Source organism: Pseudomonas cuatrocienegasensis (assembly GCF_900110925.1).
Taxonomy (GTDB): Bacteria; Pseudomonadota; Gammaproteobacteria; order Pseudomonadales; family Pseudomonadaceae; genus Aquipseudomonas; species Aquipseudomonas cuatrocienegasensis.
This window is the reverse complement of sequence record NZ_FOFP01000038.1, coordinates 1-7,875: the sequence shown is the minus strand read 5'-3', so window position 1 is coordinate 7,875 and position 7,875 is coordinate 1. Positions and strand designations below refer to the sequence as shown.

The 7,875-nt window shown below is 62.7% G+C and carries 8 protein-coding genes, 1 pseudogene and 1 riboswitch; of the genes and pseudogenes, 5 read left to right on the top strand and 4 right to left on the bottom strand.

Annotated elements, in window-relative coordinates:
- Both BMW49_RS24190 and BMW49_RS25755 read left to right on the top strand, forming a co-directional pair.
- Nucleotides 1–349: integrase core domain-containing protein (locus BMW49_RS24190; protein WP_139205721.1), on the top strand; the 349-nt coding region annotated here is incomplete at its 5' end.
- The gene (locus BMW49_RS25755) at nt 346–549 is read left to right on the top strand and encodes an HD domain-containing protein (protein WP_167362840.1); all 204 of its coding nucleotides are present in this window, start codon (nt 346–348) and stop codon (nt 547–549) included. The genes BMW49_RS24190 and BMW49_RS25755, both read left to right, overlap by 4 nt.
- A 151-nt stretch (nt 550–700) precedes the next feature.
- Here the strand turns inward: BMW49_RS25755 and BMW49_RS24185 are convergent, their stop codons facing one another.
- Nucleotides 701–1,447, bottom strand: a complete 747-nt coding sequence (locus tag BMW49_RS24185) for a carbonic anhydrase (protein ID WP_069522577.1) — start codon at nt 1,445–1,447, stop codon at nt 701–703.
- A gap of 152 nt (nt 1,448–1,599) precedes the next feature.
- A complete protein-coding gene (locus tag BMW49_RS24180; RefSeq protein ID WP_069522575.1) occupies nt 1,600–2,754 on the bottom strand; it encodes an MFS transporter in 1,155 nt (384 codons plus the stop codon).
- 362 nt (nt 2,755–3,116) lie between these two features.
- A riboswitch (cobalamin riboswitch) is annotated at nt 3,117–3,321 on the top strand.
- A gap of 55 nt (nt 3,322–3,376) precedes the next feature.
- Here BMW49_RS24180 and BMW49_RS24175 point away from each other — a divergent pair.
- Together BMW49_RS24175 and amn are read left to right on the top strand one after the other, a co-directional pair.
- Nucleotides 3,377–4,057 carry an energy-coupling factor ABC transporter permease gene (locus tag BMW49_RS24175; RefSeq protein ID WP_069522573.1) on the top strand — a complete coding sequence of 227 codons (681 nt, stop codon included), beginning with the start codon at nt 3,377–3,379 and terminating at the stop codon, nt 4,055–4,057.
- Between the two features lie 111 nt (nt 4,058–4,168).
- Nucleotides 4,169–5,644, top strand: a complete 1,476-nt coding sequence (gene amn, locus BMW49_RS24170) for an AMP nucleosidase (protein ID WP_069522571.1) — start codon at nt 4,169–4,171, stop codon at nt 5,642–5,644.
- Between the two features lie 109 nt (nt 5,645–5,753).
- Here amn and BMW49_RS24165 read toward each other — a convergent pair whose 3' ends face one another.
- Nucleotides 5,754–7,055 (bottom strand): NAD(P)/FAD-dependent oxidoreductase, encoded by a 1,302-nt coding sequence (locus tag BMW49_RS24165; RefSeq protein ID WP_069522569.1) that lies wholly within the window; start codon nt 7,053–7,055, stop codon nt 5,754–5,756.
- 60 nt (nt 7,056–7,115) lie between these two features.
- Complete coding sequence (locus BMW49_RS24160) at nt 7,116–7,289, bottom strand: DUF3094 family protein (RefSeq protein ID WP_069522567.1); 174 nt, start codon at nt 7,287–7,289, stop codon at nt 7,116–7,118.
- 380 nt (nt 7,290–7,669) lie between these two features.
- On the opposite strand from BMW49_RS24160, the pseudogene BMW49_RS24155 reads away from it, so the two are divergent.
- Nucleotides 7,670–7,875 (top strand): annotated as a pseudogene (locus tag BMW49_RS24155) (IS110 family transposase); the annotation flags it as partial.

The following is a 7,875-nucleotide window of genomic DNA, read 5'->3' as shown; positions in this document are numbered from 1 at the left end:
GCGCCAACCGCCACCGGGTCTGATCGCTCACTCGGATCGCGGCAGCCAATACGCCAGCGCGAGCTATAGAGCACTGTTGGCCAGAAACGATATGCAGCAGAGCATGAGTCGTAAAGGTAACTGCTGGGATAACTCAGTGATGGAGCGCTTCTTCCTGAGCTTGAAAATGGAGCGGGTATGGCGGCGCGATTATGCCAACCATGCCGAAGCGACACGCGACATCACTGAATATATCGTTGGGTTTTACAATAACGAGCGACTGCATTCGAAACTGGGATATCTGCCACCGACCGTTTACGAACAAACGATGGCGTCGGAACGACCTATCGAGGTGTCCGGGATTAGTTGACCACTACATATTTCCGTTACTGGGGTAAGGCATCCCCTGAGCAGGGAGGCTCGCCGGCCTATCATCTGCTGGCGTTTCACAGCCTCGATGTGGCTGCCTGTGGGCAGCACTTGTTGCAGTTGCCGCAGTTCAGCTTGGCGTCATTGGCAAGCGATCTGGGCTGGCCCCAACAAGAGTGTTCCCCGCGCCAGCGGGGATGAACCGAAAGTTGAATAGTGAGCGTTGCCGTGCCCGCAGTGTTCCCTCGCCACCAGAGCCACATCGGTGGCGAGGAGGGGATGGACGGTAGTCACGCCCACCAGCCGCTTAGCTGGTGTACTACCGTCCGTAACTGCGGGATGCAAGAAGCGCCTAGTCAGCGCTTTCCAGCACTTCTCGGCCGTAGAGGGGTTGGATGGGGCGGGCGTTCATTGCGTACAGGTGCTGGAAGTGGGCCAGTTGTGCGTGGGACAGCTCGACCGGGTGTTTCAGTACGCGCCACTGCACATGTTCGCTGCAGGGCGGGGTGGTCAACGAGCCGGCAAAGGCATAGTAGCCCTGCTGTGCCGGGAGGATGGTTTGGGGGGCAAAGGTGCCAGCGAGCGCAGTCTTTTCCCCCGGCTTGTCCGGCATGGCATCAAACACTTTGGCAAGTGCCTGGTTTGTCTGTCCTTCTTTGAATAACACCGCTACCACTGCCAACTGGCCATCGGCAGCCTGGTGGACGAAGTGCGCAACCATCGGGAAAGCCTGGCCGGCGATGTGCTCTTCGCTCGGGGTATGGAAGTGAAACTGCACCAAGTGATAGGGCTTGCCTTCGATCTCGATGCCGCCTGCGTTGGCGAGGTTCACCTGGACGGTATGACCGTTGTTCACGACCTCGGCGGGGCTGGTGTCGTAGTGAAAGGTTATCTTGGGCAGGGTCGCATGCTTGGCGCTGCGGATGTCGATCGGCGACTGGGCATGGCCAATCGCGCAGGTTTCATAACCTGGGTCCAGTTGGGCCCAGTGCTCGGGGCCTTCCTGGCCTTGGTAATTCCAGTGCGGAGGCTGCTGCTCGGCGGCCATGGCGCCGGTTGCGAACAGTGCACTTAACGCAACGATCAGAGTTTTTTTCATCTGTGCTCTCGTTACTTGATGGTAGGCCAGCGTCCCCCGTGTGGAGGACGCTGGGATACTACGCCTGCTTTTGTAATATATGGTTACATCTATCTCCTGGGAGTGTGATGATGTTCGCGTTTCTGTTTTGTGCTGTGCCGCCCATCAGGTGCTCATTTCGATAGCGCGGGGCGGGGCAATTGCCAAGCCCCCAGCGCTGCTATCACGAACAGGCTGGCGGCCAGGCTTAGCGCCAGCGGCAGGCCCTGTGGGCCGAGGGTCATCATGGCGCCGCTGAGCAGCGGGCCGAGTAGGCTGCCTACGCCCCAGAGCAGGCCTATGCAGGCATTGGCGGTCATCAGGTCCGGGCCGCGGAAGTTCTGGCCGATCAGTACCAGTGCCAGGGTGTAGATGCCGCCGGCAGCCGCGCCCAGCAATACCAGTGCGGGCCATAGCAGATTTGGCCAGTTCATCAGCCAGGGCAGGCTCAAACCGAGTGCCAGAGTCAGTACCCCGCAGGCGAGGTGCAGGGCGCGGCGCTCGAGACGGTCGGCGAGCCAGCCGAGCGGGACCTGAAAAAGCATGTCGCCGGCCAGGATCACGCTGGCCATCAGCGCGGCGACCCCCAGGGCGTAACCATGGCTGCTGGCGTAGACCGGAAACAGCGACAACACCACAGCATCGAAGAAGGCGAAGAACAGCACGCCGAGGCACAGCGCGGGTGCCACCCGGACAAAGCCGGTCAGCGAGAAGCTACGGGCTGTGTGCCCATCGCTCAGTCCCCATCCCTTCGGGAGGTAGCCGGCGACCACGGCCAAAGCCAGCAGATTGGCCAGGGTAACCAGTGCCACTGGCCAGACGCTGTGGGCGCCGAGCAGGCTGATCAGTGCTGGGCCTGCCATTTGCACGCCGGTAAAGCAGGCGGCGTAGAGGGCTACCACTCGGCCGCGGTGGCTTTCGCTGCACAGTTCGTTAACCCAGGACTCGCCGAGGATCACCACCACGCCCATACCCAGGCCAAGGGTGAAGCGGCTCACCGCCAGCAGCGTCAGTGAGTCGCCGGGCCATTGCAGGGCGCCTGTGCTCAGGGTGCAGAGCGCGAAGCAGGCCAGGTACAGCGTGCGCCCGGCAAAGCGTCGGCACAGGCGGCTGGCGAGCAGCGCGGCGATGATCATGCCGGCCGCCGGCAGGGCGCTGAGTATTCCTATGTTCAGGTTGGCCGTGCCAGCTTCGTGCAGGCGCAACGCGACCAGCGGCAGGGTGGCGCCCATATTCAGGCCGATCACCGAAACGGTGAAGATCAGTACACACAGCAGGCAACGATGCATTGTTCTCGACTCCAGTTCAGGTCATGCCTTGGCGTATGCAAAGGCAAGCGCGGGCGCACGCAGGATTGCGGCGGCATCCGGTCAACGCGGGGTGAGGTCGCCGATTGGCGACTCAGGCGTGACGGGCGGGAGGCGAGAAGGTGAAAGCGAACAGTACGCTGCGGCGGCGTCGCAGCTGGGCATCACGCGGCCAGGCACGCGCCGGCAGCACGGGGGTGTGCTGGCTTGGGCGATAGGGGCTGGCAGATGGCAGCATTGAATGGGTCGGGAGAGACGGAGGGCCCCTGAGTCTATGCGCTGGCCCTGTTGCGAGCAATCGGCCCTGGGCCCATTCCAGGCACTGTCTTTTAGCGATGTGGCCGAGTAAGGTGGGCGCCGATGGTTTCGGTTCGCATTACGCGACCGAATGAAAAGGGAACAGGGTGCGGCGCGTGTCGCCAATGCCCTGGCTGCCCCCGCAACTGTAAACGGTTTGCAACGCCCATTTGCCACTGGCCTGAACCGCTGGGAAGGCGGGCGCTGCGTGATGTCGTGAGCCAGGAGACCTGCCATCGCGTTCGGGCCTTATGCCCGTTTCTCTATTACCGATTCGTCGCGCGGTGGGCGCGATCAAGGAACCTGTATGCATATCGAACCGGGCGTCGTCGAAGGCGCCAAACTGCTGCTCAGCTATACCACTGCCGTGGCCGCGTTCGGCCTGACCGCCAAGCTTGCCCTGGACAGCGTGCGCACGAATGGCGGCGCCGCTGCGCTGGCCGTGCGCAGCCTACTGACTACCGCTCTGGTGTTCTGCTTCTTCGAGGTGTTGCCGCATCACCCGGTGGGCGTTTCCGAGGTGCACTTGATTCTGGGCTCGACCCTGCTGTTGCTGTTTGGCGCCGGCGCCACGGCTGTTGGTCTGGCTGCGGGGCTGTTGCTGCAGGGGCTGTTCTTTGCCCAGTTCGACCTGCCGCAGTACGGCATGAACGTCACCACCTTGTTGGTGCCGCTGTGGGGCATTCATCTGCTGGCCAAGCGCATCATCCCGGCGCGTACCGCTTATGTGGACACCTCGTATAAGCAGGCGCTGGCGCTGTCGACTGCCTACCAGGGTGGCATTGTCGCCTGGGTCGCGTTCTGGGCGTTCTATGGCAATGGCTTTTCCAGCGACAACCTGGCGTCGGTCGGCAGCTTCGGTCTGGCCTATATGAGCGTGATCCTGATCGAGCCGCTGATCGACCTGGGTGTGCTGGCCGCAGCCAAGGCGCTGACACGTTACAGCAACGGGCCGTTGTTCAACGCACGCCTGCATCAGCCGGCCTGACAGCCTGCGGGCGCTCGGCATTGTCGGGCGCCTTCCGTGTGCCAAGGCCCTATGCCTGACGGGCTTTAACGAGGCAAGATAGCTGCATCAAGTCCGCCAGGAAGATGCGCTGTGAAAGCCTGCTCGAATGAATTCGTCGTTGCCCAAACTCCCGAAGAGGCCGTTGATCGCCTTGCCGCCCTGCATCAGCAGGCCACTGGCGCCCTGAGCCAGGCACTCAAGCTGTACCTCAAGACGCGCACCAAGCCCGATGCCGAGCAGCAGCGCCAGTTCCGCTACCCTGAGCTGCGCCTGGTGTATTTGTGCCAGGGCGAAGCGCCGACCACCGTGCGCGCCTATGCCAAGGTGCAGGTGCCGGGCACCTACAGCGTCACCGTGACCCACCCGGCAGCCTTCCGCAAATACCTGCTCGAGCAGTTGGGCCCGCTGATGAACGATTTCACCGTGCAGGTGGAAGTCGGCTTGAGCCAGCAGAACATTCCCTACCCTTATGTGGTGGAGCAGGGCGATGAGCTGGCCGGCTCCGGCGTGACTGCGGCCGAGCTGGCGCGGGTATTCCCCAGCACCGACCTGTCTGCGGCGACCGATGGCACAGCCGATGGTCTGTATGACTGGGAGAACACCGACCCGCTGCCGCTGGCGCTGTTCGATGCCGCACGGGTGGATTTCTCCCTGCGCCGTCTGGTGCATTACACCGGCAGTGACTGGCGCCATGTACAGCCATGGATTCTGCTGACCAACTACCACCGTTACGTCGACCAGTTCATCCGTCACGGTCTGGATATGCTGGTGGGCGAGTCGCGCTTTAAGCGCATGGTGCTGCCGGGCAATGTGGTGATCGAGCGCGGCATGGCCGAAGGCGAGATGCAGGCGATCATCGAGACAGTGGTCTGGCACCGTTATCAGATGCCGGCCTATCACCTGCAGAGTGATAAAGAGGGCGACGGCATCACCCTGGTGAATATAGGCGTGGGGCCGTCCAACGCCAAGAACATCACCGACCACCTGGCTGTGCTGCGCCCGCATTGCTGGCTGATGATCGGCCACTGCGGCGGCCTGCGCCAATCGCAGACCATTGGCGATTACGTGCTGGCCCACGCCTATATGCGCCGCGACGGTATTCTCGACCGCGTGCTGCCGCCGAACATCCCGCTGCCAGCTTTGGCCGAAGTGCAGCAGGCACTGCAAGAGGCGGCCAAGCAGGTCACCGGCGAGCAGGGTGATGAGCTGAAGAAGCGCCTGCGCACCGGCACCGTGCTGACCTACGACGATCGCAACTGGGAGCTGCGCTGGGCGCAGGAGCGGCCGCTGATCAACCTGTCCCGCGCCGTCGCGGTGGACATGGAAAGCGGCACCATCGCCGCCCAAGGCTATCGTCTGCGCGTACCTTACGGCACCTTGCTGTGCGTCTCGGACAAGCCGCTGCACAGCGAGATCAAGCTGCCAGGGGCGGCGGGGGCGTTCTACGAACGCGCGGTGACGCAACACCTGCATATCGGCATCACCGCGTTGGACTTGCTGCGCAATCAGCTCAACTCATTGCACTCGCGCAAGCTGCGCAGCTTCGACGAGCCGCCGTTCCGCTGAGCCTCAGCCGGCGCTGTTGCTCTGCGGGCTCAGGGTAGGTGTGCTGCGCGCGCCGGTGTCGGTTGTAGATTCCTGGTGCGCATAGCGCACCCTACGAAGGTGGGGCGGGTCAGTGCAGCTTGAGGCGCGGCTCGGTACCTCGGCTGATGCGGTCGCCGAGCATCAGGGCGGCGGTGCGCAGCGGGCCATACAGCGCGACCTGGTGCATACGGTACAGCGAGACATAGAACATCCGCGCCAGCCAGCCTTCGAGCATCACGCTGCCCGTGAGGTTGCCCATCAGGTTGCCCACTGCCGAGAAGCTCGATAGGGAAATCAGTGAGCCGTAATCGCGGTAGCGGTATTCGGGCAGTGGCTGACCGTCGATGCGCAGCTTCAGCGAGCGCGCCAGCATCGAAGCCTGCTGGTGGGCGGCCTGGGCGCGCGGTGGCACGTTGCGGCCTTCGCTGCCTGGCTGTGGGCAGGCGGCGCAATCGCCGAAGGCGAAGATGTTGTCGTCTCGCGTGGTTTGCAGCGTCGGGCGCACCTGCAACTGGTTGATGCGGTTGCTCTCCAGGCCAGCCAAATCCTTGAGAAAGCCCGGCGCGCGGATACCGGCCGCCCAGACCTTGAGCCCGGCGGCGATATGCTCGCCCTGCTGGGTAATCAGTCCGTCGCGCGTGACCTCGCTCACTGCTGCATTGGTCATCACGGTCACACCCAGTTTTTCCAGGGTGCTGTGCACCGGCTTGCCGATGCGCTCCGGTAATGCCGGCAGCACGCGCGGGCCTGCCTCGATCAGGGTGATGCGCATGTCTTCCGGGCGGATCTGGTTGAGGCCATAAGCCGCCAACTGGTGGGCGGCGTGGTGCAACTCGGCGGCCAGTTCGACCCCGGTCGCGCCGGCACCGACAATCGCGATGCTCAGTTGGCCGGGCTCGGGACTCTGCCCGGAATGGGCGCGCAGGTATTGGTTGAGCATGCGCTTGTGAAAGCGTTCGGCCTGTTCGCGGGTATCGAGAAACAGGCAATGCTCCGCCGCACCCAGGGTGCCAAAGTCATTGGTAGTGCTACCCACGGCGATCACCAGAGTGTCGTAGGGCAGTTCGCGCTCAGGCACCAGCACCTCACCCTGTTCGTCCAGGCTGGCCCCCAGGTGGATGCAGCGTTGCTCACGGTCCAGGCCGGTCATGCGGCCGAGCTGGAACTCGAAGTGGTTCCACTTGGCCTGAGCCACGTAATTGAGTTCGTCGCCACTGGAGTTCAGCGAGCCGGCGGCGACTTCATGCAGCAGGGGTTTCCAGATATGCGTGAGGTTGGCGTCGACCAGGGTGACCTGTGCTTTGCGCTTTTTACCCAGGGTCTTACCCAGGCGAGTGGCCAGCTCCAGGCCGCCGGCGCCGCCGCCGACGATCACAATTCGATGGGACATGCAGGTGCTCTCGTAAGGTTTGATAAAACCGCGGAGCCGAGCGGGCGAGCGCGAGGCAGCTCATAGCACCAATCGACTCAGAAGACGACTGAGGACACCCAGGCCGACGACCACCAGCAGAATCACGCCAAGCAACCGCCACACCCGAAAGGGTTGGCGCTCAACTTGATGCTGGGGCGCGCTCAGGTAGTGATCGACGCGTTGCTGGTCTTCGGGACTCAAACGACTGGTCATGGGCACCTCAAGAATTGTCGGCATTTTAGGGCTTGTCACCACGCGAGGCGAGCTGCAATGCGCAACAGCGACCGTCGGCGCAAGGCGGCGTCTGCAAACGCGGCTGCATGCAGCATAGTCGTTAGGGCTAGGTGTCGTTTCTTTCGAGGTAACAGTTCTTGAATAGGCGATGCCGCGAATGCACTGTTGCATCGTTGTTGGAGTGAAGGGGCGCCTAGCCTTTATTCGCGATGTCCCATTGAGTGTTACAACCCGGTGCAGGCCATGAACGCAACATCTGGTAGACATCATGGATTGACCTGCCCCACCTCGAGAACGCGGGTTATGTTTTCGGGGTGGGAAACACCTTCAACACAGAGCCGCATCGAGGGGGACAGGTCATGAATGAGTTTAACCAAGTCTATGTGGGTTTGGACGTACACAAAGCGACAATTGCCGTGGCAGTGGCCCGGACGGGGCGTGGTGATCCGTACTATCACGGTACTATCGAGAACAGTGCCGCCGCGCTGCGTAAGCTGCTCAAGCAGTTGAGCCAGTCGGGCGAGGCGTTGAGTTTCTGCTACGAGGCCGGCCCCTGCGGCTACGG